Here is a 22,155-nt window from a genome sequence, read left to right as displayed (position 1 = left end):
CCCGGCGAGCGCCGCCGCCTCATCGAAGCCGGCCTGCACCGAGGCCGGGTCCGTCACCTCCATGGAGACGCCGTGGCACCGCCCGCCGTCCCGCGCCACCTCCTCGCCGAGGCTGGCGAGCGCGTCGGCCCGGCGGCCGGTTGCGACCACCCGCGCCCCGGCGCGCGCCAGCACCCGGGCGAAATGCCGGCCGAGGCCGGAGGTCGCCCCCGTCACCAGCGCCACCTTCCCGGCCAGGATTCCCTGCGGCGGTTCGCGATCCATCGCATCCTCCAAAAAACGAGCGAGCGTTCGTTATCTTTTCATGGCGTTTCGAAAGAGCAAGTGTTTTCGTGAGCGCCATGGATGAACGCAGCCAGATCCTGCCGGACACGGAACGGGCCGCGGACTTCGCGTCCCGGCACGAGGTGACGATGGAAGCGGTGTGCCGGCGCCTCTACGAGGCGAGGGCCGACCGCATCCGGATCAAGAAGCCGCGCGTCGCCGTCCCCAACCTGGAACGCGTGCTGGGCGCCGCCCTCGAGCTCGGCAACCGCAAGGGCTTCCATTCCATGAGCATGCGTGACCTCGCCGAGGCCAGCGGCCTCAGCATGGGCGCGCTCTACACCTACATCGCCGACAAGGACGCGCTGCTGCGCATGATCCTGGACGCGGTCGACGATGCGGTCGGGCGGGTCCTGGCGCCGGTGGCGCCAGGAGAGGAGACGGGCGGACGGGAGCGGCTGCGCGGCCTGATCCGCCGCCACGTCCTGCTGACCGAGGCGATGCAGCCCTGGTTCGCCTTCGCTTTCATGGAGGTGAAGGCCTTCAACAAGGAGGCCCGCGACCAGGCGATCGCCGCGGAGCTGCGCACCGAGGCGCTGCTGACCGGCGCGCTGGAGGCCGGCGTCGCGGCGGGCGAGTTCCGGCCGCTGGACGCGACGATGACGGCGGCGCTGGTGAAGCCGATGCTCCAGGACTGGTACGTCAAGCGCTGGAAGCACCGCCGCCGCGGCACGCCCCCCCACGCGCATGCCGAGGCCGTGATCGACTTCGTGGAACGCGCGATCCTGGCGGCGCCGGGCTGGAATGTCACGGAACGTACCGGATAGCTCCGCCAGGAACATAACAGCGGCGCAGCCAACCTCCGCCAGGGCGGCCGGGCCGCCGCGCCTCCCGCCGGGAGGTCAGACGATGAATGCCTTCTCGCGCTGCACGCCGCCGGCGGCGGCGCGTGTGGTCCGTTCGTCCATGCGCCGGCGCAGCTTCGGGAAGTCGACCTCCTCCTCCTGGCGCACGTGGCCGGCGATCAGCAGCCGCAGTTCGCTCGCCCGCACGGCCCAGCGGGAGTCGTCCTTGCGCATCTGCTCCAGCGCGAAGAGATGCATCTTCATCTCGGCATGTTCGGCGTAGAGGTGGCGCGCGTCCTCGGGCGCGTGGGCGACGTCGTGCAGCAGGGGATAGACCACGTCCTCCTCGGCGAGCGCGTGCGCGGCGAGCCGGCGCTTCAGGCGCAGCAGAAGCTGCATGCGCCCGCCGGTGGCATTGTCGGGGCTGCGCTCCATCCGCGTCAGCAGCGACAGGATTACCCGGTGGTCGCGTTCCAGCACCGAGAACGGGTCGCGCCCGGCGGCGGCGCGCGCCGTCCCCGCCGCCTGGGCCACGAGCGGAGGCAGCATCCGGCTGGCGATCACGGCCGCCACGGCGCCGCCGGCGAACGCGGCCAGGCCGCGCATGGAGAGCCATCGGTTTCCCGTCCGGTTTCCCATCGCCATCAGTTCCTCCTCGCGTTCGCATTCCGTACCCGCGGCCAACAGGGATCGGCGGGCGGCGTTCCGGAAACCGGGCGGCTTTCGCGTGCATGTCCCGCCGGAACGCGTACAGTGGTCGCATCCACGCCCGAAGCCCAGCCACGTCCCAAGCCCAGCCACGCCCGAAGCAAAGGAGACGGACGCCATGGAGATCCATCCGCCATCAGCCGATCCGAAACGCGCGCCCGCCGCGTGGTTCAGCGGAACCGCCTGGCAGGAGCCGATCCTCGAGCCGGCCGGCCCGCCGCGCATCCGGGTCGCCAAGGTCAGCTTCGACCCGGGGGCGCGGACGGCTTGGCACACCCATCCGCTCGGCCAGACGCTCCACGTGCTCTCTGGGATCGGCAGGGTCCAGACCTGGGGCGGCCCGGTCCGCGAGATCCGTCCGGGAGACACCGTCTGGATACCCCCGGAGGAGAAGCACTGGCACGGCGCCGCCCCGGACAGCGCGATGGTCCATCTGGCGATGCACGAGCACCTGGACGGCGTGCACGTGGTCTGGCTCGAGCACGTCACGGACGAGCAGTACGCGGTCGAGCCGGACTGAGGCGGCGCTCGACTTCACGCGACGCGAGGCCCATTTCGCATCGATGCCGCACCCCAATCCCGTCCTGGTCCGCAATCCCCCGCCGCTGTGGCGGCCGATGCTGGCCCATTGCCGCACGCTGATGCGCGATTTCGGCGCGCCGGCGGTGCTGGTCGAGGGCCATCTGCTCGACACCGTGTTCGGGCCGAGGATCGTCGCCACGCTGCGGCTGCCGCCGGCGATGGGACCGGTGCGACCGGACGATCATCCCGCCTACCGGCTGGCGATGCGCGACGCGGCCGGGCTGGTCACCTTCGTGCGCATGGCGGCGCTGGGGGCGAGCGGCATCGACCCCGTCACCGCCAGCCGCGAGCCCGAGGCCGCGCTGTGGCAGGTCGTCGTGCTCCCGGCCGGCGTGGTGCTGATCGCGCGGACCGACGAGGCCGATTTCGGTCCGTTCCTGATGGCCGACACCGAGCCGACCGACCGCCAGACCGCCCTGGTGGCGACCCAGCTCGACTTCGCCGGCATCACGGTCGGCGACAGGGCCGCCGAAACCGGAGCCGACGGCGGACCGGAGGACTGAGCGCTACACGATCCCGGCCAGCGCCTCGAAGCCGGCGGCGAAGGTGTTCCGGCCGACCCGCTGGCGCAGGTCCGCCAGGTCTTCCGGCCGGCACTCGAAATCGGCCCACCACTCTCCGAAGGTGCGGTTCCCCTCGGTCACGCGGTGCAGCCGGAACGTCGCGACGTAGTCCGTGAGCGGCAGGGGCGATTCCAGGATCGTGTAGGTGTAGGAGCGGTCGCGGTCGCTGAAGGAGACGAGCTGCTCGCGCAGCCGGCCGCCGCCCTTCAGGCCGAAATTGCGCACGCAGCCGACGGTGTCGCTGCGCAGCCCGCCCTCGATCCCGCTGTCGGCGATGATCGGGTGCCAGGCATGGTGGCCGTTGAAGTCGCGCGCCTTCTCCCACACGCGCTCGACCGGCGCGTCGATGACCGCGCTGACATAGACCCGGGGCATCGGTGACCTCCCTTCAGTTCTTGTTGCCGATCGCCTTGAAGCGGCGCGTCTGCTCGGTCAAGGCGACCTCCGTCGGAAGCCGCTCCATGCTCGACGCGCCGTAGAACCCGTGGCAGACCGCGCATTCGCGCAGGACGTATTCCGCGTCGTCCGGCATCGCGATCGGCCCGCCGTGGCACAGCACGATCACGTCCTTGCGCACGCGCAGCGCCGCCTCGGCCATCGCGTCGATGCGCGGCACGCAGTCGCGCAGGGACAGCGCCGTCCCGGCGCCGATCGCCCCGCCCGTGGTCAGGCCCATGTGGCAGACGACGATGTCCGCCCCCGCCCGCGCCATCGCCGCCGCCTCATCGGGATTGAAGGCGTAGGGCGTCGTCAGCAGGTCGAGTTCGTGCGCCTTCGCGATCATGTCGACCTCCAGGCCGTAGCTCATCCCGGTCTCCTCCAGGTTGGCCCGGAAGGTGCCGTCGATCAGGCCGACGGTCGGGAAGTTCTGCACGCCCGAGAACCCCAGCTCGCCGAGATGCCGCAGGAACGGCTCCAGCAGCAGGAACGGGTCGGTGCCGTTGACGCCGGCCAGCACGGGCGTGCCGCGCACGACGGGCAGCACCTCGCGCGCCATCTCGACGACGATCTCGTTGGCGTTGCCATAGGCGAGCACGCCGGCCAGCGAGCCCCGGCCCGCCATGCGGTAGCGGCCGGAATTATACAGGACGATCAGGTCGATGCCGCCGGCCTCCTCGCATTTCGCGGACAGGCCGGTGCCGGCGCCGCCGCCGATGATCGGCTGGCCGCGCGCGACCATGTCGCGGAAGCGATCGAGGATGTGCTGACGGGAAAAGCGGGGCATTCCTGGGCTCCTATGACGCGATCTCGCGGAAGTTCCGGACGAGCGCCTCGGCGAAGGCGGGGTCGTTGACGTGGTGGGGCAGGCGGACGAGGCGGCGGCCGGGCGAGGAGACGAAGCCGCGCTCCAGCGCCTCGAACAGCGCCGCGTCGGCCTCGGGATCGTGGAAGGGCTGGCCCGGCGCGTCGAGGGCCGACACGCCGCCCTCGGGCAGCAGGAAGCGCACCGGCCCGGCGCAGGCGTTCAGCTTGCGCGCGATCCATTCGCCCATCGCCCGGTTCTCTTCCGGCGTGGTGCGCATCAGCGTGACCTGCGGGTTGTGGACGTAGAGGTTCCGGTCGCGGTAGCGCTCCGGCACCGTGTCGAGCGGGCCGAAATTGACCATGTCGAGCGCGCCGCACGACCCGACATAGGGTATGCCCGTCCGCGCGACGGCATCGAGCCGCTGCTCGCCGGCGCTGAAGATCCCGCCCATCATCAGGTCGCAGACCTCGGTCGTCGTCACGTCGAGGATGCCGACCAGCAGCCTCGAATCCGCGAGCTTCTCCATGGCCCGGCCGCCCGAGCCGGTGGCGTGGAAGACCAGGCAGTCGAAATCGGCTTCCAGCATCGCGCCGACGCGGGTAACGCAGGCGGTCGTCACCCCGAACATCGTGAGGCCGACCGCCGGCTTGGCCTTCGCCGCCGGGATCTCGCGCGCCGCCATGCCCGCGACCGCGTGGGCCGCGTTGCCGAGCACGCGGCGCGAGATCCGGTTGAGCCCCGCCACGTCGGTGACGGAATACATCATGCAGATGTCCGTCTCCCCGACATAGGGGGCGACGTTGCCCGAGGCGACGGTGGAGACCAGCAGCTTCGGCACGCCGACCGGCAGGGCGCGCATGCCGGGCGCCACGATCGCGGTCCCGCCCGACCCGCCGAGCCCGATCATCGCCAGGACGTCGCCGCGTCCCTCAACGAAGCGGGCGAAGGCCTCGGCCATGCGCGACACGGCGAGCCCGCGGTCGTCGAGCCCGAGCACCGCAGCCTCGCCGCCGGGATGGCAGGCGGCCACCTCGCCGGCCGGGACGTCGATCGACGCTCCCCCAGCCGGCGGCCGCGTCCCGACGTCGACCGCGACCGTGCGCAGCCCCGCGGCCGAGATCAGCGCGCGCACGTAGTCCAGTTCGATGCCCTTGGTGTCGTGGCAGCCGACGACGTAGACCGCGCCGGCATCCCTGCCCGCCTCGCGCATGGCTCATCCCCCCGGTTTTCCACGATGCTAATCCGCCGAGGCCTGCGGACGGCAAGGCGGGCGTTGCGCCACCATGGGTAATTCTGGGTATATTCACCATGCATGGACGATGATCGCGCACAGGTGCTCGACCGCTTGCGGCGCGCCGGCCAGGGCCGCCACGCCCTGCTGGTCGGGGCGGCCATCGGCACGGGAATGGCGGCCCGCGCCGCCGCGCGCGGCGGCGCCGACTTCCTGCTGGCGCTGGCCGCCGGCCGCTACCGGTCGATGGGCACGTCCTCGATCGCGACGATGCTGGCGCTCGACGACGCCAACGCGCTGGTCGCCCGCTTCGCGGGATCGGAGATCGTCGGCGCGGTCGACGTGCCGGTCTTCTTCGGGGCGACCGCCTGGGGCCTTCCCGACGGCGAGATGGAGCCGTTCATGGCCGAACTGCGCGACGCGGGCTTCGCCGGCGTCGCTAATTTCCCGACGGCGGCCCATGTCGACGGGCGCATGGGCGACGCGCTAGAGCGGACCGGCCTCGGCTTCGCGCGCGAAGTGCGCATGCTGGCGGCGGCGCGCGCGGCCGGCTTGGCGACGATCGGTTATTTCCGCCGCAAGCCCGAGGCGCTGGCGCTCGCCGGGGTGCCGGTCGACGTCTACTGCTTCAATGTCGGCTGGAACGCCGGCGGCGCCGTCGGCGTGCCGAGCCTGGAATCGGTGCTCCAGGCCGGCAACCGTGCGCGCGCGCTGGTCAAGGCGATCCGCACCGTCCACCCCGGCGCGCTGTGCGTAATGGAGGGCGGGCCGATCACGACGCCCCAGGACATGCACGACGCCTGCCGCGAAGCGCGGGCCGACGGCTATATCGGCGGCTCGACCATCGACCGCCTGCCGTCGGAAAGCTCGATCGAGGAGATGACCGCGGCCTTCAAGCTCGTCTCGACGCTCCAGCAGCGCATCGACCGGCTGGAGCGCGGCGTCGACCGGGACGGGCACCGGCTCGGCCTGCTCGGCCGGACCGAGGAGATGGTGGAGGCACGCCGCCGGCTGGTGCGCTTCGCCGCCGGGACGGGGCCGGTCCGCATCGCCGGGCCCGCCGGCACCGGGCGGTCGCTGGCCGCGGGACTGCTGCATGCGCGCGGCCCGTGCCGCGACCGACCGCCGGTCGTGGTCGACGCGCGGCGCCTGGACGGTACCTGGCTGTTCGGCGCGGAGCCGGGCGACGGCACCGCGCGTCGGCGCATCGGCTGGATCGAGGCCGCGAGCGGCACGACCCTCGTCCTCGACCATGCGGACGGCCTGGACCCCGACCTCCAGGCCGACCTCGCCACATATCTGGAGACCGGCGGCTTCCGCCGCCGGGGCGGCCGGGAGACGCTGCGCTCGACCGCCGCCATCGTCGTGATCGAGACGGGCGACGGCCTCGTGCCGGACCTGGCGAGCCGCATCGGCCGGCGCACCGTCCGGCTGCCCGCGCTGCGCGAGCGCCTCGACGACATCCCGTTGCTGGTGGAGCATTTCGCCCGCGCGCTGCGTCCGGCCGGCGGGCCGGTCCGGCTGTCCCCCGCCGCGTTGCGCCGCCTCGTCGCGCATGACTGGCCGGGAAACCTGCACGAGCTGCGCTCGGTCATCGAGCAGGCCCTGGCCCAGTCGGGGGAGGTGATCGAGGCGGCGGCCCTGCCGGAGCTCGACGGTGCCCCCGCCGGGAAGGCGCCCGAGGAAGGGGAGCGGGACTGGATCCTCGACGGGCTGCGCCGCCACCGTTTCCGGCGCAGCGAGACGGCGCGGTTCCTCGGGATCTCGCGCAAGACCCTGTACAACAAGATGCGGTATTACGGGCTGTCGGAATAGCCGGCGATCGCCAGGATGCCGTCGGCGTGCCTGGCCAGAACGGCGCGGTGCGGGCCGAAGCCGGCGGGGAGATAGGCGAGGACCCGGCCCCCGCCCTCGGCCTTCAGCGCCGCGACCGCGGCCGATGCCGCCTCCGCCGCCCCGGCGTCGCGCGCCGCCTCGCCGGTGGCGGGGCCGGGATGCAGGACGACGCGCTCCGCCCCGGCCGCGCGCAGCCGCCGCCCCGCCGCGGCGTCCGTGGCGAAGCCGGTGGCCGTGAAGCCGGCCGCGACGGCGCGCTCCAGGAACGCCGCCTCGCGGTCGAGGCCGAACCCCAGCCGCTCCAGCGTCTCGCCGGTCTCGCCGTCGAACAGGCAGGCGGTCGGGAAGTTGGCGACCGACCGCACCCCGGCACGGCGCAGCGCCGACAGGAAACGTGCGGGCGGACGGAAGGGATCGACGGCCAGCACGCCGACGCAGGCGTGTTCCAGCGCGCCTTCGGGCAGCCCGGCCAGCGCCGCCAGCAGGCGGCCGTTGCTGTCCTGGACCGGCAGCAGGGCCAGGTATTCCGCCACTTCCGGGGCGTGCCCGTCGAGCGCCGGGCAGAACAGGAGCGGCCGCCCGGCCGCCGGATCGGTTTCCCGGGCCAGGTCCCCGGCCAACTCCCGGGCCGAGGCGACGATCGGAATCACCGGGCGATCCATTGCGCCAACTTACCCCATTTTACCCATTCGCCCCGTCCGGGGCCGTTGTGGATGCTGGCCGTGCGGCGGACGGTAGGGCAACAAGATTCGGCGGACCTCGCCGGGAACAACAGAAAATGGGAGGATGGACATGAACCGTAGGCTCCGCACGGTGCTGCTCGCCAGTGCCGTCTCGTTCCTGCCGGCGTTGCCGGCCGCCGCACAGGACCAGCCCGCGATCTCCGGCGACGCCGTGCGGATCGGGGTCATCACCGACCTGTCCGGCCCGTTCTCGGACCAGAGCGGCCAGGGATCGATCGCCGCGGCCGAGATGGCGGTGGCCGATTTCGGCGGCACCGTGCTCGGCAAGCCGATCGAGGTGCTGTCGGCCGACCACCAGAACAAGGTCGACGTCGGCTCGACGATCGTGCGCGAATGGCTCGACGTCCAGGGCGTCGACCTCGTCCAGGACGTCGCGAATTCGGGCTTGGCGCTCGCCGTCACCGACATCGTGCGCGACGCCGACCGCATCGCGATCTTCAACGGCCCGTCGGCGACGCGGCTGACCGGCGACAAGTGCACGCCGAACACCATCCACTACGCCTACGACGCCTACGCGCTCGCCAAGGGCACCGGCGAGCAGGCGGTCCAACAGGGCGGCGACACCTGGTACTTCCTGACGGTCGACTTCGCCTTCGGCCACGGGCTGGAGGAAAACACCGCCCAGATCGTGAAGGACAGCGGCGGCGAGGTGCTGGGGGCGGTGCGCTTCCCGCTCAACACGCTGGACTTCGCCTCCTACATCAACCAGGCCCAGGCGTCCGGGGCGAAGATCATCGGGCTCGCCACCACCGGCACCGACGCCCGCAACGCGATCAAGGCCGCGAGCGAGTTCGGCCTGACCCAGGACGGCAGCCAGCAGCTCGCGGGCCTGCTGCTGTTCGACACCGACATCCACGCGCTCGGCCTGGAAGCGACGCAGGGCATGTACCTCACCACCGCCTTCTACTGGGACATGAACGAGGAAACCCGCGCCTTCGGCAAGCGCTTCTTCGACGAGGTCGGGATCATGCCGAACATGGGGCAGGCCGGCGTCTACTCCTCCACGCTCGCCTACCTGAAGGCGATCGAGGCGGCGGGCACCGACGCGGCCGGCCCGGTGATGGAGCAGCTCAAGAGCATGCGCATCAACGACGTGTTCGTGAAGGACGGCTGGGTGCGCGAGGACGGCCGGCTGATGCGCGAGATGTACCTGATGCAGGTGAAGCAGCCCTCGGAATCGCAGTATCCCTGGGACTACTACCATCTCCGCGCCACGATCCCGGCGGAGGAGGCGTTCCGGCCGCTCGAGGAAAGCGACTGCCCGCTCGTGGGGAACTGAGCCGGCCCTCGGCCGGTTGTGGGCGGCGGCGCGCGGCGCTATCGTGCCGCCACCCGACAGTTCCGCCCGACAGTTCCGAGGTAAGCGGTGCGCATCCAGGCCGTTCTCGCCCATCCGCTTGCCGACAGCTTCGCCGCCGCGGTCCATCGCAGCGCCGTCGGCGCGCTGCGCGCCCGCGGCCACGAGGTGGTCGAGACCGACTTGTACGCGGAGGGGTTCGAGCCGTGCCTGACCGCGGCCGAGCGCGCCGCGTATTTCGACCCGGGCTATGACGCCGCCGCCGTCCGGCCGCTGCTGGAGCGGCTGCAATGGTCGCAGGGGCTGGTGCTGACATATCCGCACTGGTGGTTCGACGCGCCGGCGATCCTGAAAGGCTGGTATGACCGCGTCTGGGCGCCGGGTGCCGCCTTTCGCCACGACCGCGACGGCGGCCGGATCGAGCCGCTGCTGACCGAACTGAGCCGCGTCGCGGTGCTGACCAGCTTCGGCTCCCCCTGGTGGCTGGTCGAGTTGTACATGCGCAACCCTGCGCGCCGCATCCTCAAGCGCGGCCTGCTCGCCGCCTGCGCACGCCGCGCGCGGCTGGACTACCTGGCGCTCTACGACATGGACCGGGCCACGGCGGAAGTGCGCCGGCGCCACCTCGAGCGCGTCGAGGCGGCGATGGGGAGGTTCTGACCCCCCTTCGGATCTCCTACCGCCCCACCTCATCGAACGCCAGCGCGGCCGCGCCGAGGAGGCCGGCATCGTTGCCGAGTTCCGCCAGCGCCACTTCGGCGCGGCGCATCAGCATCGGCCAGGTGAAGTCCGGGAGATGCGCGCGCACCCGGCCGGCCAGCAGGTCGCCGGCACCGGAGATCCCGCCTCCGATCACGAGCGCCTCCAGTCCCAGCGCGTTGATCAGCGAGCCTGCCGCCTGGGCGATGTGGCGGCTGACCGCGTCGACCGCCGCCGCCGCGCGGGCGTCGCCCGAGCGGACCAGCCGGAACAGGGCCTCGACGTCGTCCCCGCCCCCCTCGCCATAGGCGCGCAGGAAGGCCGCGGACGCCGCCCGGCGCTCCAGGCTCGGCGCCGGGCCGGCGGCCGGCACGTCGCCGACCGCGATCGCGCCGAGTTCCGGCGGCTCGCCGCGGGGGCCGGTGACCGGCACGCCGTCGATCACGACCGCGCCGCCGACGCCGGTGCCGAACGTCATCAGGGCGAAGCGGCGGAACCGACGGCCGGCGCCGTACTCCAACTCGCCGAGTGCCGCGGCGACGCCGTCGTTCGCGCACACGGCCGGCAGGCCCAGGCGGTCGGCCAGGGCCGCGCGCAGCGAGCGGCCGCGCAGCACCGGCACGTTCCCGGCCCCGTCCAGCAGTTCCCCGGTCGCCGGGTCCGAGTAGCCCGGCGTCGCGACCGCGACCGCCCAGGGCTCGACGCCGGCCGCCCGGGCGAGGTCCGAGCCGCGCGCCGCGAGCCGGTCCACGAACGCCTCGAAGTCCAGGCCGCGGTCGAAGGCGAAACTGTCCTTGGCGAGGAACGTCCCGCCGCGGGCGACGAGGCCGGTCTTGACGGCGGTGCCGCCGACGTCGATGGCGAAGACGCTGTTCACGGCAGCCTTTCGATCTTGATGCCCAGGCGCTGGGACAGCCCGGGGAAGCGCATCCGGTGGGGGGGAAGGCCGCGGCGGCGCGCCAAGGCCTCGGCGAGGCGCTGGAACGGCAGGATCGCGGCGACGGTGTCGAGCGGGGCCGCCAGCAGCGGCGGCAGGCGCAGCCAGTCGCGCGGCGTCGAGCGCTCGGTCAGGTTCAGCACCAGGATCTCGACCCCGAGCGCCGCCATCACCTCCGCGGCGTGGGCGGCGATGCGCAGCTCGCCCTCGTCGGCGGCGATCCACAGGCACAGGCTGCGCGGCGACGGCCCGTGGAGGCGGCCGTGCAGCGCCTCCTCCAACGGGAAGGCCGCGGCCGGCAGGCCGGCCATCTCGGTCACCTTCAGCGACGCCTCCAGCGCGGTGCCGAAATGGCGCCCCTCCCCGATCACCGCCAGGAAGTCAAGGCCGTCGAGGCGCGCGGCCAGCGCTTCGGCCGGCGCGCCCGCATGGCCGAGGAGCGCCGATACCGCCTGCTGCGACGCCTGCGGGCCGCGCTCGCGGCCGTCCAGCCAGTCCGCGAGCGCGAACAGCGCGACCAGCGAGGCCGTGTAGCCCTTCGTCTTCGGCCCGACCGGCTCGGGCCCGACCGGCAGGTGCAGCAGCCGCTCCGCCACGCCGGCGATCGGGCTCCCGCGCTCGGCCGTGACGGCGACGACGGGCAGCCCGGCCTCCCGGGCGGCGCGGACGGCGGCGACGCTGGTCCCGCTGGTGCCGGTCTGGGACAGCACGACGGCCAGCACCGGGCCGGCGGCGGCGGCGACGGCCGCCCAGTCCCGCCGCATGAAGGCGCCGGGGTTCAGCACCTCGACCACCCGGCCCGAGGCTTCCAGGGCGGGCTTGGCCGCGACCAGCGCGTTCAGCGAGGTGCCGGAGCCGACCAGCGCCAGCACCGCCGCATCCGCCGCCGGCCAGAGCGCGAGCTGGGCGCGCACGGCGTCCGCCACCCGCGGCACGACCACCGCCTGCTCGCGCACGAAGCCGTCCAGGACCGCGTCCCCCTCCGGCGCGTTCATGCCGCCACCTCGAGCGCGCGCGGGCCGGCCCCGTCGCCGTGGACGAGCGTCCCGCCGCTGCCGGGGTCGAAGAAATGCCCCTTCTCCATCGGCAGGAAGACCGGGATCTCCGAGCCCGGCTCGATCGCGGGCCCGGCGCCGTCGGCGGTCGGCACCACCGCCTGGAAGGGACGCCCGTCGGCTACGCCGACGACCACCGTCTCGGTGCCGAGCCGCTCCAGCGCCTCGATGCGCACCCGGACGCTGCCCTCCGCCCCGCCGCCGCCCTGCGCCAGGGTCACGTATTGCGGGCGGATGCCGAACAGGACCTCGCGGCCGGCATGGCCGGCGAGTGCCGCGCGCGCCGCCGGCGGGACCGGCAGGGCCGCCGCCCCGGCCTGCAGCCGCGATCCGTCCTCGGCCAGGCGGCCGGCCAGCATGTTCATGGCCGGGGCGCCGATGAAGCCGGCGACGAAGGTGTTGGCGGGGCGTCGGAACAGCTCCAGCGGCGCGCCTGCCTGGCGGATGCGGCCGCGGTCGAGCACGACGATGCGGTCGCCCATCGTCATCGCCTCGACCTGGTCGTGGGTCACGTAGACCATGGTCGCGCGGAGCTGGCGGTGGAGCTTCACCAGCTCGGTGCGCATGTGGACGCGCAGATGCGCGTCGAGATTGGAGAGCGGCTCGTCGAACAGGAACACCTTGGGCTCGCGCACCATGGCGCGGCCGACCGCGACCCGCTGGCGCTGGCCGCCCGAGAGCTGCGCCGGGCGCCGGTCCATGTAGTCGCCGAGGCCGAGCACGGCGGCGGCGACGGCGACCCTGCGCTCGATCTCGGGCTTCGGCGTCTTCCGCATCTTCAGGCCGAAGGCCATGTTCTCGTAAACGGTCTTGTCGGGGTAGAGCGCGTAGTTCTGGAACACCATCGCGATGTCCCGGTCCCTGGGCAGGACATGGGTGACGGTGCGCCCGTCGATGCGGATGTCGCCGGCGTCCGGCAGCTCCAGCCCCGCGATCAGGCGCATGATCGTCGACTTGCCGCAGCCGGACGGGCCGACCAGCACGACGAACTCGCCCTCCTCGATCGCGAGGTCGAGCGGGGGGATGATCTCCTGGCGCCCGAAGCGCTTGGCGACGTTGGACAGTTCGAGGAAGGCCATCGCGTAGCGTCCGATCTCGAGAGGAAGTTGGGGAAAGGCGTCAGCCCTTGACCGCGCCGATGGTCAGGCCGCGCACGAGGTGGCGCTGGAAGAAGAGCATGAAGGCCAGGATCGGCAGCATGATCCCGATCGCGCCCGCCGCCGACAGCGACCAGTAGTTCAGGTCCTCGCCTCCGTATTCGGCGATCGCGACCGGCAGGGTCTTGGTCTCGGTGCCGGTCAGGACGAGCGCGAACAGGAACTCGTTGTAGGCGAGCAGCAGGCTGAACAGCGAGGTCACGACGATCCCGGGCCGCGCCAGCGGCAGAACGACACGGGCGAACACCTGCCAGGCGTTGCAGCCGTCGATCGTCGCCGCCTCGTCCAGCTCGCGCGGGATCTCGAGGAAGAAGCTGCGCATCAGCCAGACCGTGAAGGGCTGGTTCAGCGCCACCATCGCCGCGATCATCGCCGGGTAGGTGTCGATCATCTCGACCGCGCGGGCCATCACGAAGAACGGGATCACCAGCAGGACGTGCGGGAACATGCGCACGACCAGCAGGCCCATCAGGAAGGAGCGGCCGGCCGGCGTGCGGATGCGCGACAGCGCATAGCCCGCCAGCGTGCCGATCGGCACCGAGATCAGCACCGTGCCGGCGGCGATGGCGGCGCTGTTGGCGAAGAACTCCAGGAAGCGCCGCTCGAACCAGATCTCGTAGTGGTAGCGGAAGTTCGGCTCGAAGATCAGCTTGGGCGGGATCGCGAAGGCGTCGATCGGGTCCTTGACCGAGATCATCACCGCCCAGACGATCGGGGTCAGGCTGAACACCGCGAACGCGGTCAGCAGCACGAGCAGGACCGGCTGCGCGAGGGTGCCGGGGCGCATCAGAACGCCCCCCGGTCGCGGCGGTAGACCAGCGAGACGATCATCAGCGTCAGCCCCGTGACGACGAGCATGGTCAGCACGCCCATCGCCGACGCGCGGCCGACCTCGAGCTGCCGGAAGGCGAGCGTGTAGGTGTACATGGTCATGGTCTCGGTCGCGGTGCCGGGGCCGCCGCCGGTCAGCACGTAGATGCTGTCGAAGGTGCGGAAGGCATCCATCAGGCGGATCGCCAGCACGAAGAAGATCTGCGCGCGCAGCGCCGGCAGGATCACGTGCCAGACCAGCCGGGGCCCCGACGCGCCGTCGATGCGCCCGGCCTCGACCAGCGAGGGGTCCATGCCCTGCAGGCCGGCATAGAGGATCAGCATGATGAAGGGCGTGAACTGCCAGACGTCGGCGACGACCAGGGTCACGAAGGCCCAGACCGGCGAGCCCAGCCAGTCCGGCGGGAAGACGCCGGCCGCGGCGATCAGCGAGTCCGCGAGGCCCCAGCGCGCCGCGAAGATCCAGCGCAGGAACAGCGCCGCGACGACGGGGGTGATCAGGTAGGGCACGAAGATCAGGGTCGAGAACACGCGCGCGCCGCGCGTCAGCTTGTAGAGCCCGAGGGCGAGCAGCAGCCCGAGCGCGAACTCGACCGCGATCGAGGAGACGGTGAGGATCAGCGTGACCCGCAGCGCCGACCAGACGCGCTGCTGGCCGAGCAGCGCCGCGTAGTTGCCGAGGCCGACGAAGTCGGCGTCCTGCGAGCCCAGGTACTGGTCGAAGAAGCTGAGATACACCGCGTAGGCGACGGGATAGAGCTGGACCGCGACGACCACCAGGGCGCTCGGCAGCACGAACAGCCAGAGCGCGCGGTCGCGCGGGTTGCCTCGCGGTCGGGGCGGAACGGGGGCCATCGGGATCTCGTCGGCAAGGGCGGGCGCGGGAGAGGCGGCGGGGGCCCGGGGGTCCCCGCCGGCCGGGATCACTTGTACACGCCCCGGCGCGTCAGGAACTCCTCGGCTTCCGCGGCCGCGGTGTCGAGCGCCTCCTTCACCGGCATCTCGCCGGTGACCGCCTGCATGATGCGGCGGGTGACGACCTCGCTGACTTCCTTGAACTCGGGGAATTTCGGGAAGTTGGCACCGGCCTCCAGCGAGGGGACCAGAACGCCGTAGTAGCGGAAGCGCTGCTGCAGCTCGGGGTCCTGGAGCACCGACACGCGGGTCGGCACCGCGAGCTTGGCGCCTTCGCGCTGGTTGTCGGCCGAGAGCGTCGTCGCGAGCAGGCGGAACAGCAGGTCCTTGTCGCGCGAGGAGAACTTGGAGATCGCGAAGCTGTCGGCGACGACGACCTGGCCGCCGCCCGGCGGCGGGGCCCACATCATCTTGCCGACGACGCGCGACTGGTCCTCGCGGTCCATGGCGGCGGTGCGCGTCAGCCACTGCATGCCCATGGCGGCGGCACCCTGCTGGAACAGGATCGTCGACTCGTCGTTGCCGTTGGCCGTGTAGCCACGCGGCGCGTAGGCCGTCATCGCCTTCATGGTCTCGATCGCGCGCACGCCGTTCTCGGAGTTGAAGACCGGGCGCTTGTCCGCGTCGAACCAGCCGTCGCCGATGGCGTTCAGGTAGTAATGCGCCTCGTTGAGGACGCCGTCGCCCTTCAGCGTCATCACGGTGCCGGCCACGGCCGGGGAATGGAACGCCGCCGCGGCCGCCTCGTACTCCTCGAAGGTCGTCGGCGGCTCGATCCCCTTCTCCTCGAACAGGTCCTGGCGGTAGGCGAAGAGCTGCGTGTTGGTCAGGACCGGCAACCCGTAGACCTTGCCCTCGTAGGAGGCGGACGCCATGGCGGTCGAGGCGAAGTCGTCGAGGTCGAACTCCTCCCGGTACTTCTCGATGTAGGGGTCCAGCGGCTCGAGCCAGCCGTTCGCGGCGAAGTTCGCGATCGTCAGGTCGTTGCCGAGGAAGATGTCGATCGTGTCGGCGCCCGAGGACAGGGTGATGGTCTGCAGCTCCTTCAGCTGCGCGTTCGGCATCAGGTCGACCGTGACGTTCACGTCCGGCATCGCCGTGCGCAGCTTCTCGGCATAGAACTCCAGCGCCGGGTAGCGCTCACCGACGAAGCGGACGGTGGTCTGCGCGCCCGCCTGCGGGACCGCGACGAGGGCCGCGAGCGCGCCGCCGGCGGCGGCGGCCAGCAGGCGCTTCCTCCGGCCCACCCGGCCGGCCGCGTTTCTCACCAGAACATCCATGCGTATGCCCTCCCTGTCGCGAGAATGGTTGCGCCGGCCGCCCTGGCGGGCCCCGGCCCCAACCGCCATATTAAATCCATCAATTTGATTGAAGCATTGAAGCGGGCGATTGTGCAAGATGCCTTCGACGGGGGGAGGCGTGGAAAATGCGGGAGGGCCGGTGAACCTGTCCGGGACCAATCTGGACCATGCGCGGCGGTTCAACCGCCGGGTGGTGATGGAGATCGTGCGCCTGCATGGGCCGCTGTCGCGGGCCGAGATCGCGCGCATGACCGGGCTATCGGCCCAGACGATCTCCAACATCGTCGGCGAGTTCGCCGAGGCGGGGCTCGTGCGCTCGGTACGGCGGCGCACCGGGGCGCGCGGCCAGCCGGCGGTGGACCTGGAGCTCGACCCGGACGGCGGCTTCACCTTCGGCGTGTCCTTCGACCAGAGCAGCCTGATCGTGCTGCTGGTCGACGTGGCCGGCACGGTGCGCGACCGCGAGCGCGTCGCGCTCGGCGAGACCGAGCCGGATGAGGTGCTGGGGCGGATCGCGACGGCGGTCTCGGCGATGTCGGAGCGCAACGGGGCGCCGCGCGAGCGGGTATGGGGCGTGGGCGTCGTGCTGCCGGCGCTGCTGCAGCAGGGCGAGCTGGTGGCGCTCGGCCCGTCGTCGCTGGGCTCGTGGCAGGGCTTCCCGCTGCGCGCCGCCCTGTCGGACCGGCTGCGCCTGCCGGTGCTGGTCGAGAACGACGCGACGGCCGCCGCGATCGGTGAGCGGCTCTACGGCGCCGCGAAGAGCCTGACCGACTTCGTCTACGTCTATGTCGGCGCCGGCGTCGGCGGCGGGCTGTTCTTGCGCGGGCACCCCTATTCGGGCGGGTTCGGCAAGTCCGGGGAGATCGGCCACGTCGTCGTCGAGCCGGGCGGCCGGCTCTGCCCCTGCGGCAACCGCGGCTGCCTGGAGCGCTACGCCTCGCTGAACGCCGCCCATGCCGCGCTCGGGCTGGGCGCTTCGGAACCGGGCGCGGTGGACACCGGGACGATCGAGCGCGCGCACCGGGAGGGAGACCCGCGGCTGGAAGCCTGGATCGGCGAGGCGGCCGAGATGCTGGGCCGCGCGGTCGTGATCCTGGAGAACTGCCTCGACCCCGAGACCGTGATCCTCGGCGGCGTGCTGCCGGAACCGGTCCTGGAAGCGATCGCGGCCCGGATGGAGCCGCTGCCGCGCAGCGTCAGCTCCGCCCGCTCGGCGCCGGGGCCGGGCGGGACGGCGCGGGTGACGCTCGGCCGGGTCGGGATCGAGACGCCGGCGCTGGGGGCCGCGACCCTGCCCTTCTTCGACGGGATCACGCCGGAGCTATCGCTGCTGTTCAAGCACGGCGTCGTCGAGCCGATCTGAGGCTCAGGCACCCGCGCGCTCGCGCAGCGCCTCCAGCACGTGGCGCGCGACCAGTTCGGAGGACTGCGGGTTCTGGCCGGTGATCAGGGTGCCGTCGCGCACGGCGTGGGGCTGCCAGTCCGGCCCGCGCTCGAACTCGGCGCCGAGCTGCCTCAGGCGGCTTTCCAGCAGGAACGGGACGACCTTCGCGAGGCCGACCGCCTCCTCCTCGGAGTTGGTGAAGCCGGTCACCCGGCGGCCGGCGACCAGCGGCCGGCCGGGAGCCAGCCGGACGTCGACTAGGCAGGCCGGGCCGTGGCAGACCGAGGCGACGATCCTGCCGTCCTCGTGCGCGGCCAGGATCAGCTCCTCCAGCGGGGCGTTGCCGGGATAGTCCCACATCGTGCCGTGCCCGCCGGGCATGAACAGCGCATCGAAGTCGAGACCCGCGAGTTGCTGGACGCCGGCCGAGGTCCGGGCCAGCCGCATCGCGCCCTCGTCGGCGAGGAAGCGGCGCACCGAGGCCGGGACCTCCTGCCCCGCCTCCGGCTCCTCACCCGGGGAAGAGCCGGCCCCGGCCGGGATGCTGCCGGGGTCGAAGGGGATTTGCCCGCCCCGGATCGAGGCCAGCGTGACCTCCACGCCGGCGTCCTTCAGCACGTAATAGGGGGTGGACAGCTCCTCCAGCCACAGCCCCGTCCGCTTGCCGGTGTCGCCCATCTCCTCGTGCGAGGTGGTGACGATGATGATCCTGCCGCCCGCCATTTCGCCGCTCCCGCTGTCCTGTGCCGATACGTCCGGTCCCAACAGGGCAGGCGGGCGGGTGTGCCGCCCTACCCCGCCCGGCGCCGCCATACCGGCGGGTAGTCGATCACGACACCGTCGCGGTCGACCGCCAGCTCGGCGGTGAAGTCGCGGAACAGGCCGTCGTAGCGGAACCGGGCCGGAGGCTCGGCGGGGTCGAGGCGGGTATAGGCCTGCGCCGCCGCCACCGCGTCGAACTCCGGCAGCCGCACATAGGCGACCCTTATGTGCCGCGTCTCGCCCGGTGCGAGGCCGAGGTTGCGGATCGGCAGCGTGTTCGTGAACGGGGTCACCATGACGTCGGGATAGGCGCAGCCGTCGAGGTCGGGGCGCGGCGCGCCGTCCACGGTCCAGCGCCCGGCCTCGTCGCGCCGCAGCTCGAGCCGCCGGCTCCGGCCCGCGGCGTCGAGCGTCAGGACGGCCGACCGGAAGCTCCAGTCCGGGCCGCACCGCATGTCGTAGGCGAGGCGCTGCACGCCTTCGCCGAGATCGACCAGCACCAAGCCGCCGGCCACGATCTCCCCGGCCCCGAAGCGCAGCTCCAGATGCTCCAGCCCTGGCCGGTCCAGGCATTCCCATACGATGTCGCGTCGCATTGCGTTCCTCCTCGTGATGACGGGAAAATCGTAGCGGCGGCCGCATCCATTCGGAAATTCGATGTTATACTGCCCGGCAGTGGCTTTTCTGATGAGAGGCGGGAATGTTCGACCTCGATCTCCTGCGCAGCTTCGTCGCGGTCGCCGATGCCGGGGGCTTCACCCGCGGGGCCGAGCGCGTCCACCGCACCCAGTCGGCCGTCAGCCAGCAGATCCGCAAGCTGGAGGACGGCATCGGCAAGCCGCTGTTCGAGCGGGGCGCCCGGCGGATACGGCTGACGGACGAGGGCGAGCGGCTGCTCGGCTACGCCCGCCGGCTGCTGCGGCTCAGCGACGAGGCCCGCGACGCCATGACCGCGAGCCGGCCCGAGACGCGCCTGCACGTGGGCGTCGCCGACGATTTCGCGGTGGGCAGCCTCGCGGCCCTGCTCAGCGCCTTCGCCCGCACGCGCGGCGACGTGCGCCTGGAGGTGCGGTGCGGCCTGAGCGTGGAACTGGCCGGCCTTCTGGAGCTCGGGGAGATCGACCTGGCGCTGGTCAAGCGGGAGCCCGGACAGGGGACCAGCCTGCGCGTCTGGCCCGAGCGCCTGCACTGGATCGCGAGCCGCGAGCATCCGCTGCCGGACCGGGGCGTCGTGCCGCTGGTGGCGTTCCCGCAGGGCTGCCTGTACCGCGACAGGGCGATCCACGCGCTGGAGACGGCAGGCCGCCCCTGGCGGATCGCCTATACCAGCCCGAACCTGCTCGGCATCCAGGCCGCGGTCGCGGGCGGCCTCGGCGTCGCCGTGCTGGAACGCCGCGCGCTGCTGGCAGGCCACCGGGTGCTCGGCCCCGAGGACGGCTTCCCGGCCATCGCGCCCACCGAACTCGCCCTTCTGGTGCGGCGCGGCGCGCCCGAGGCCGCGCGCGACCTCGCCCGCGAGGTGGAGCGGCTGTGCGCCGCCGAGGAGGAGGCGGTGGCGCAGGCGATGACGGGAGCTCAGCCGGAGACGATCGCCCAGGAGCCGTCCGCCTGGCGACAGGCGGTTCCCCAGGACCGGGCGGCCCGGCCGTCGATCACGACGTTCTCGTAGAAGTCACGGCAACGGCGGCCGTCGGGCGCCACGAAGTCGCGGACCGGGATCAGGCGCCGGACCGCGGGTGCCGGCACCCGCGCCCGGGGGGTCGCCGGCCCGGCGCGGCGCAGCAGGGCCAGCGGGTCGATGCCGAGCCCCGTGCCGAGATGGACGTTGCCGACCGTCGTGCCGATGCCGATCCCGGCATGCGGCCTGACGGCGTCGCACCCCCACAGGGCCGGGGCACAGGCGAGGGCGCAGGCGAGGATCGAGATGCGGCGCATCGGGCTTCTCCTCGTTCGTTCGTCCTCTCAACAGGCCCCGGCGGCCCCTCGTCCCGGCGCGAAGCGCAGCGCGAACCGCCCGACCCGCAGGCCGCGCCAGTGGACGAGGCCGAGATAGATGCCGGGAGCGATCTCCCTGATCTCGTCCCGGACATGGCGGGCGACCAGCGAGGTCCGGGAGTAGTCGAGGACGTGGCACGCCCCGCCGTCGAGCCGGCTGACGCCGGGGCGGACCTGGGCGCGGACCGCCCGCAGGCCGATGGGCAGGACGAGGTTGGTCATGCCCGCCCGGCGGTCGTCGAACGCCTTGCCCCGCCACGCCAGACGCAGCAGTCTGGCGAGCGGCCGGGCGGCCGGCGTGCCGGGCATCAGGAGGAAGACGCCGTCGGCGGTCCCCCGGGGCGGCGAGCCGGCCGGGCTGCGCCGGAACAGGCGGTCGAGTTCGCGGCCCGACATGCTCAGCAGGGAGATCCGTTCCATGCCCGACGACAACAGCGTGGACCCCGGAACGTGACCGTCCCGCCCGGAGAGAGGGCTCCAGTCCAGGTCCCCGCCCGTCCCGCGGTTGCGGTGCTCGCCGTGCTCGTCGACCGGGGTCGCGTCCTGCTGGTGCGGCGCGCCAACCCGCCGGACGCGGGCCGATGGGGATTTCCCGGGGGCCGGATCGAGGTCGGGGAGACGATCGAGGCCGCCGCCCTGCGCGAGCTGCGCGAGGAGACGGCCGTCACCGGACGCGCGGCCGGGGTGATCACGGCCCTCGACGCCTTCGACCGCGGCGAGGACGGCGCGCTTCGCCACCATTTCGTCCTGGTCGCGGTGCTGTGCGCCTGGGAGGCCGGGATACCGGCCGCCGGCGACGACGCCCTGGAGGCCCGCTGGTTCGACGTCGCGGAGCTTCGCGATGCCGGCCTCGCGATGAGCGCGGACGTCGACACGCTGGCGCTGCGGGCGCTGGAGATCGCCGCCCGGAGGTGACGTGGAGGGCTTGCGCGATCAAAGCCGCGCCGCGCGGTTGAGGCCATGAGATCCCGCCCGGCCCGGCGACGTGAACGCATCGAGGGAGAACGCGCCATGGCTCTCAGGCTGACCAGCCCCGCCTTCGAAGACGGGCAGCCGATCCCGGCCAAATACACCTGCAACGGCTCCAACATCTCGCCGCCGCTGGAATGGGACGGGGCGCCGCCCGGGACGAAGAGCTTCGTCCTGATCTGCGAGGACCCGGACGCACCGGCCCGCACCTTCCGCCACTGGGCGGTCTACAACATCCTGCCCGGACGCACCCTGCTGCCCGAGGGCGCGGATGCCGGGACGCCGACCGAACCCCTGGGCTTCGGCACGAACGACTTCGGCAAGAAGCGCTACGGCGGCCCGTGCCCGCCGCCCGGCCACGGCACCCACCACTACCATTTCAAGCTGGCCGCGCTGAACACGGCCGAGCTGAAGGTGCCCGCAGAAGCGGGAGTGGCGGAGGTATGGGAGACCGCGAGGCCCTTCGTCGTCGCCGAAGCGGAGCTGGTCGGGACCTACGAGCGATAGGCCGCGCGCCGGTGCACCCTGCATGAACGCCGAGTGGCGGCTTCGGCGGCTTCGTGATACGCGGTGCCCATGGAACATACCCCTCCCTCCCCGCTCTCCGGCGCTTCCCGGCCGGCGATCCGCTCCGTCACCGTCGTCGGCGGCGTCCACGGCGACGAGCTGACGGGCATCCATCTGGTCGAGAGGTTGCGCAGCCGCCCCGCGCGGCCCGGCGGGCGCCTCGACATCCGCACCCTGATCGCCAACCCCGAGGCGATCGCCGCCCGGCGGCGGTATGTCGACGCCGACCTCAACCGCCGCTTCGGCGCGCAGACCCCGGGCGCGGAGG

General features: G+C 72.5%; 27 protein-coding genes. 11 read left to right on the top strand and 16 right to left on the bottom strand.

Annotated features, from left to right (window positions below; translation table 11 throughout):
- Positions 1-264 (bottom strand): SDR family NAD(P)-dependent oxidoreductase (locus VGO20_RS00595; RefSeq protein WP_327500331.1); only part of this gene is annotated, 264 nt, incomplete at its 3' end.
- A gap of 77 nt (positions 265-341) precedes the next feature.
- Here VGO20_RS00595 and VGO20_RS00590 point away from each other — a divergent pair.
- The gene (locus VGO20_RS00590) at positions 342-1,091 is read left to right on the top strand and encodes a TetR/AcrR family transcriptional regulator (RefSeq protein WP_327500330.1); all 750 of its coding nucleotides are present in this window, start codon (positions 342-344) and stop codon (positions 1,089-1,091) included.
- A 75-nt stretch (positions 1,092-1,166) separates the two neighbouring features.
- Here VGO20_RS00590 and VGO20_RS00585 read toward each other — a convergent pair whose 3' ends face one another.
- The gene (locus VGO20_RS00585; RefSeq protein ID WP_327500329.1) at positions 1,167-1,754 is read right to left on the bottom strand and encodes a hemerythrin domain-containing protein; all 588 of its coding nucleotides are present in this window, start codon (positions 1,752-1,754) and stop codon (positions 1,167-1,169) included.
- Between the two features lie 181 nt (positions 1,755-1,935).
- Here VGO20_RS00585 and VGO20_RS00580 point away from each other — a divergent pair, with 181 nt between their 5' ends.
- Together VGO20_RS00580 and VGO20_RS00575 are read left to right on the top strand one after the other, a co-directional pair.
- A complete protein-coding gene (locus VGO20_RS00580; RefSeq protein ID WP_327500328.1) occupies positions 1,936-2,337 on the top strand; it encodes a (R)-mandelonitrile lyase in 402 nt (133 codons plus the stop codon).
- Between the two features lie 43 nt (positions 2,338-2,380).
- Entirely contained in the window at positions 2,381-2,902 is a 522-nt protein-coding gene (locus VGO20_RS00575) for a hypothetical protein (protein ID WP_327500327.1), read from the top strand.
- 3 nt (positions 2,903-2,905) lie between these two features.
- Here VGO20_RS00575 and VGO20_RS00570 read toward each other — a convergent pair whose 3' ends face one another.
- Genes VGO20_RS00570 through VGO20_RS00560 form a run of 3 tightly spaced genes read right to left on the bottom strand, consistent with a single transcriptional unit; the run spans position 2,906 to position 5,418 of the window.
- Positions 2,906-3,337, bottom strand: a complete 432-nt coding sequence (locus VGO20_RS00570; protein WP_327500326.1) for an SRPBCC family protein — start codon at positions 3,335-3,337, stop codon at positions 2,906-2,908.
- Between the two features lie 13 nt (positions 3,338-3,350).
- Positions 3,351-4,187, bottom strand: a complete 837-nt coding sequence (locus VGO20_RS00565; protein ID WP_327500325.1) for a phosphoenolpyruvate hydrolase family protein — start codon at positions 4,185-4,187, stop codon at positions 3,351-3,353.
- 10 nt (positions 4,188-4,197) lie between these two features.
- Positions 4,198-5,418: a Tm-1-like ATP-binding domain-containing protein gene (locus tag VGO20_RS00560; protein ID WP_327500324.1), complete on the bottom strand. Its 1,221-nt coding sequence runs from the start codon at positions 5,416-5,418 to the stop codon at positions 4,198-4,200.
- A 102-nt stretch (positions 5,419-5,520) separates the two neighbouring features.
- Between VGO20_RS00560 and VGO20_RS00555 the strand changes: the two genes are divergently transcribed.
- Positions 5,521-7,254 (top strand): phosphoenolpyruvate hydrolase family protein, encoded by a 1,734-nt coding sequence (locus VGO20_RS00555; RefSeq protein ID WP_327500323.1) that lies wholly within the window; start codon positions 5,521-5,523, stop codon positions 7,252-7,254.
- Here the strand turns inward: VGO20_RS00555 and VGO20_RS00550 are convergent.
- Entirely contained in the window at positions 7,236-7,925 is a 690-nt protein-coding gene (locus tag VGO20_RS00550; RefSeq protein ID WP_327500322.1) for a phosphoenolpyruvate hydrolase family protein, read from the bottom strand. The two genes, VGO20_RS00555 and VGO20_RS00550, sit on opposite strands and share 19 nt — an antisense overlap.
- Positions 7,926-8,067: 142 nt before the next feature.
- Here VGO20_RS00550 and VGO20_RS00545 point away from each other — a divergent pair, with 142 nt between their 5' ends.
- Together VGO20_RS00545 and VGO20_RS00540 are read left to right on the top strand one after the other, a co-directional pair.
- The gene (locus VGO20_RS00545) at positions 8,068-9,297 is read left to right on the top strand and encodes an ABC transporter substrate-binding protein (protein ID WP_327500321.1); all 1,230 of its coding nucleotides are present in this window, start codon (positions 8,068-8,070) and stop codon (positions 9,295-9,297) included.
- Positions 9,298-9,384: 87 nt separating this feature from the next.
- The gene (locus VGO20_RS00540) at positions 9,385-9,975 is read left to right on the top strand and encodes an NAD(P)H-dependent oxidoreductase (protein ID WP_327500320.1); all 591 of its coding nucleotides are present in this window, start codon (positions 9,385-9,387) and stop codon (positions 9,973-9,975) included.
- Between the two features lie 16 nt (positions 9,976-9,991).
- Here the strand turns inward: VGO20_RS00540 and VGO20_RS00535 are convergent, their stop codons facing one another.
- From VGO20_RS00535 to VGO20_RS00510, 6 genes are all read right to left on the bottom strand, one after another.
- On the bottom strand, positions 9,992-10,891 hold the full coding sequence (locus VGO20_RS00535; protein ID WP_327500319.1) for an ROK family protein: 900 nt from the start codon (positions 10,889-10,891) through the stop codon (positions 9,992-9,994).
- Positions 10,888-11,946: an SIS domain-containing protein gene (locus VGO20_RS00530; protein ID WP_327500318.1), complete on the bottom strand. Its 1,059-nt coding sequence runs from the start codon at positions 11,944-11,946 to the stop codon at positions 10,888-10,890. The genes VGO20_RS00535 and VGO20_RS00530 overlap by 4 nt, the downstream gene beginning before the upstream one ends.
- Complete coding sequence (locus VGO20_RS00525; RefSeq protein WP_327500317.1) at positions 11,943-13,085, bottom strand: ABC transporter ATP-binding protein; 1,143 nt, start codon at positions 13,083-13,085, stop codon at positions 11,943-11,945. The genes VGO20_RS00530 and VGO20_RS00525 overlap by 4 nt, the downstream gene beginning before the upstream one ends.
- A gap of 40 nt (positions 13,086-13,125) precedes the next feature.
- Positions 13,126-13,950 (bottom strand): carbohydrate ABC transporter permease, encoded by an 825-nt coding sequence (locus VGO20_RS00520; RefSeq protein ID WP_327500316.1) that lies wholly within the window; start codon positions 13,948-13,950, stop codon positions 13,126-13,128.
- Entirely contained in the window at positions 13,950-14,849 is a 900-nt protein-coding gene (locus VGO20_RS00515; RefSeq protein ID WP_327500315.1) for a carbohydrate ABC transporter permease, read from the bottom strand. The genes VGO20_RS00520 and VGO20_RS00515 overlap by 1 nt, the downstream gene beginning before the upstream one ends.
- A 68-nt stretch (positions 14,850-14,917) precedes the next feature.
- Entirely contained in the window at positions 14,918-16,189 is a 1,272-nt protein-coding gene (locus tag VGO20_RS00510) for an extracellular solute-binding protein (protein WP_327500314.1), read from the bottom strand.
- Between the two features lie 160 nt (positions 16,190-16,349).
- Here VGO20_RS00510 and VGO20_RS00505 point away from each other — a divergent pair, with 160 nt between their 5' ends.
- Positions 16,350-17,573, top strand: coding sequence for an ROK family transcriptional regulator (locus tag VGO20_RS00505; protein ID WP_327500313.1), 1,224 nt, complete (start codon positions 16,350-16,352; stop codon positions 17,571-17,573).
- Between the two features lie 3 nt (positions 17,574-17,576).
- Here the strand turns inward: VGO20_RS00505 and VGO20_RS00500 are convergent, their stop codons facing one another.
- Positions 17,577-18,317 carry a type 1 glutamine amidotransferase domain-containing protein gene (locus tag VGO20_RS00500; protein ID WP_327500312.1) on the bottom strand — a complete coding sequence of 247 codons (741 nt, stop codon included), beginning with the start codon at positions 18,315-18,317 and terminating at the stop codon, positions 17,577-17,579.
- A 68-nt stretch (positions 18,318-18,385) separates the two neighbouring features.
- Positions 18,386-18,952 (bottom strand): putative glycolipid-binding domain-containing protein, encoded by a 567-nt coding sequence (locus VGO20_RS00495; RefSeq protein ID WP_327500311.1) that lies wholly within the window; start codon positions 18,950-18,952, stop codon positions 18,386-18,388.
- A 104-nt stretch (positions 18,953-19,056) separates the two neighbouring features.
- On the opposite strand from VGO20_RS00495, the gene VGO20_RS00490 reads away from it, so the two are divergent.
- Positions 19,057-20,025, top strand: a complete 969-nt coding sequence (locus VGO20_RS00490; RefSeq protein WP_327500310.1) for a LysR substrate-binding domain-containing protein — start codon at positions 19,057-19,059, stop codon at positions 20,023-20,025.
- On the opposite strand, the gene VGO20_RS00485 is transcribed toward VGO20_RS00490, so the two are convergent.
- Positions 19,932-20,291 (bottom strand): hypothetical protein, encoded by a 360-nt coding sequence (locus tag VGO20_RS00485; protein WP_327500309.1) that lies wholly within the window; start codon positions 20,289-20,291, stop codon positions 19,932-19,934. The two genes, VGO20_RS00490 and VGO20_RS00485, sit on opposite strands and share 94 nt — an antisense overlap.
- Positions 20,292-20,318: 27 nt before the next feature.
- A complete protein-coding gene (locus VGO20_RS00480; RefSeq protein ID WP_327500308.1) occupies positions 20,319-20,771 on the bottom strand; it encodes a hypothetical protein in 453 nt (150 codons plus the stop codon).
- A gap of 30 nt (positions 20,772-20,801) precedes the next feature.
- Here VGO20_RS00480 and VGO20_RS00475 point away from each other — a divergent pair, with 30 nt between their 5' ends.
- The 3 genes from VGO20_RS00475 to VGO20_RS00465 form a co-directional block, all read left to right on the top strand.
- A complete protein-coding gene (locus VGO20_RS00475) occupies positions 20,802-21,266 on the top strand; it encodes an NUDIX hydrolase (RefSeq protein WP_327500307.1) in 465 nt (154 codons plus the stop codon).
- A 96-nt stretch (positions 21,267-21,362) separates the two neighbouring features.
- A complete protein-coding gene (locus VGO20_RS00470; RefSeq protein ID WP_327500306.1) occupies positions 21,363-21,827 on the top strand; it encodes a YbhB/YbcL family Raf kinase inhibitor-like protein in 465 nt (154 codons plus the stop codon).
- A gap of 69 nt (positions 21,828-21,896) precedes the next feature.
- Positions 21,897-22,155: M14 family metallopeptidase (locus VGO20_RS00465; RefSeq protein ID WP_327500305.1), on the top strand; the 259-nt coding region annotated here is incomplete at its 3' end.

This window comes from Arenibaculum sp., assembly GCF_035998295.1.
In the GTDB taxonomy this organism is placed as follows: Bacteria; Pseudomonadota; Alphaproteobacteria; order Azospirillales; family Azospirillaceae; genus DASYHS01.
This window is presented reverse-complemented; position numbering and strand designations above follow the sequence as displayed.

Bases quoted from the DNA above. Each gene is read 5' to 3' on its own strand.
- VGO20_RS00590 (WP_327500330.1), top strand. From the start codon at position 342: ATGGATGAACGCAGCCAGATCCTGCCGGACACGGAACGGGCCGCGGAC.
- VGO20_RS00585 (WP_327500329.1), bottom strand. From the start codon at position 1,754: ATGGCGATGGGAAACCGGACGGGAAACCGATGGCTCTCCATGCGCGGC.
- VGO20_RS00580 (WP_327500328.1), top strand. From the start codon at position 1,936: ATGGAGATCCATCCGCCATCAGCCGATCCGAAACGCGCGCCCGCCGCG.
- VGO20_RS00575 (WP_327500327.1), top strand. From the start codon at position 2,381: ATGCCGCACCCCAATCCCGTCCTGGTCCGCAATCCCCCGCCGCTGTGG.
- VGO20_RS00570 (WP_327500326.1), bottom strand. From the start codon at position 3,337: ATGCCCCGGGTCTATGTCAGCGCGGTCATCGACGCGCCGGTCGAGCGC.
- VGO20_RS00565 (WP_327500325.1), bottom strand. From the start codon at position 4,187: ATGCCCCGCTTTTCCCGTCAGCACATCCTCGATCGCTTCCGCGACATG.
- VGO20_RS00560 (WP_327500324.1), bottom strand. From the start codon at position 5,418: ATGCGCGAGGCGGGCAGGGATGCCGGCGCGGTCTACGTCGTCGGCTGC.
- VGO20_RS00555 (WP_327500323.1), top strand. From the start codon at position 5,521: ATGGACGATGATCGCGCACAGGTGCTCGACCGCTTGCGGCGCGCCGGC.
- VGO20_RS00545 (WP_327500321.1), top strand. From the start codon at position 8,068: ATGAACCGTAGGCTCCGCACGGTGCTGCTCGCCAGTGCCGTCTCGTTC.
- VGO20_RS00530 (WP_327500318.1), bottom strand. From the start codon at position 11,946: ATGAACGCGCCGGAGGGGGACGCGGTCCTGGACGGCTTCGTGCGCGAG.
- VGO20_RS00525 (WP_327500317.1), bottom strand. From the start codon at position 13,085: ATGGCCTTCCTCGAACTGTCCAACGTCGCCAAGCGCTTCGGGCGCCAG.
- VGO20_RS00520 (WP_327500316.1), bottom strand. From the start codon at position 13,950: ATGCGCCCCGGCACCCTCGCGCAGCCGGTCCTGCTCGTGCTGCTGACC.
- VGO20_RS00515 (WP_327500315.1), bottom strand. From the start codon at position 14,849: ATGGCCCCCGTTCCGCCCCGACCGCGAGGCAACCCGCGCGACCGCGCG.
- VGO20_RS00510 (WP_327500314.1), bottom strand. From the start codon at position 16,189: ATGGATGTTCTGGTGAGAAACGCGGCCGGCCGGGTGGGCCGGAGGAAG.
- VGO20_RS00500 (WP_327500312.1), bottom strand. From the start codon at position 18,317: ATGGCGGGCGGCAGGATCATCATCGTCACCACCTCGCACGAGGAGATG.
- VGO20_RS00495 (WP_327500311.1), bottom strand. From the start codon at position 18,952: ATGCGACGCGACATCGTATGGGAATGCCTGGACCGGCCAGGGCTGGAG.
- VGO20_RS00490 (WP_327500310.1), top strand. From the start codon at position 19,057: ATGTTCGACCTCGATCTCCTGCGCAGCTTCGTCGCGGTCGCCGATGCC.
- VGO20_RS00485 (WP_327500309.1), bottom strand. From the start codon at position 20,291: ATGCGCCGCATCTCGATCCTCGCCTGCGCCCTCGCCTGTGCCCCGGCC.
- VGO20_RS00480 (WP_327500308.1), bottom strand. From the start codon at position 20,771: ATGGAACGGATCTCCCTGCTGAGCATGTCGGGCCGCGAACTCGACCGC.
- VGO20_RS00470 (WP_327500306.1), top strand. From the start codon at position 21,363: ATGGCTCTCAGGCTGACCAGCCCCGCCTTCGAAGACGGGCAGCCGATC.